General features: G+C 45.2%; 1 protein-coding gene. It reads left to right on the top strand.

Translation table 11 applies throughout. From position 1 onward, the window contains the following. Positions 1-88 precede the first annotated feature (88 nt). Positions 89-910: IS30 family transposase (locus AB4484_RS26105; protein ID WP_372080986.1), on the top strand; the 822-nt coding region annotated here is incomplete at its 3' end.

Genomic DNA, 910 nt, shown 5'->3' on the forward strand with positions numbered 1-910 from the left:
CGCGGATTTCAGTAGCCAGTGCGACACGTTGAATTTTAATGGTCAGTGGGCGAAACTCACGGCCGACTAAAACCAATGTGAGCTCTCTATGCCCAAGACATATACCCGACTGACCGAAGATGAACGATACCAGATTTATGAAGGCGTAACAGACAAACTTTCTCATCGTAAAATCGCCTCTTTAATCAATAGGCACCATAGTGTTGTATCCCGAGAAATCAAACGTAACACAGGACTTCGGGGCTATAGACCAAATCAAGCCAATGAAAAAGCTAAACAACGGCATAAAGGTAGACCTAGACGCATCAAATTGACTTCCGAAGTACAAGAGGTGCTCTCTGTCAATATTAGGAAGGATTGGAGTCCAGAGCAGATACAAGGTCGCTTAAAGGCCGAAGGATTTGAAACGGTATGCGCGACAACCATCTATGGGTTTATACAGAAAGACAAAGCCTCTGGCGGCGATCTACATAAGCACCTTCGCCATAGAAAGCCTTATAAGAAGCGGACAGGTTCAACAGAGGCTAGAGGCCAAATCGTAGGCCGAGTGTCAATTGATGAAAGGCCTTCCATTGTCGATGAAAAAATCCGCTTAGGTGACTGGGAAGCGGATACTGTTATTGGAAAAGGCCACAAAGGAGTCCTAGTGACGCTTGCCGACCGTGTGAGTAAAAAGACGCTTATTGGCCGAGCACCTTCAAAACATGCGAAGGTAGTCACGGCAGTGATCCTTGAGCTTTTGCAGTCAGAAAAAGAGCAGCTGAAGACAATCACGTTCGATAATGGGAAAGAATTTGCTTATCACGCACAAATAAAGGAAGTTTTGGAGGTTGAAACGTACTTTGCACACCCTTACCATTCATGGGAACGAGGCCTAAATGAAAACCATAATGGCTTGATACGTCAGTAT

The organism is Vibrio sp. 10N.261.46.A3 (genome assembly GCF_041472995.1).
Taxonomy (GTDB): Bacteria; Pseudomonadota; Gammaproteobacteria; order Enterobacterales; family Vibrionaceae; genus Vibrio; species Vibrio coralliirubri.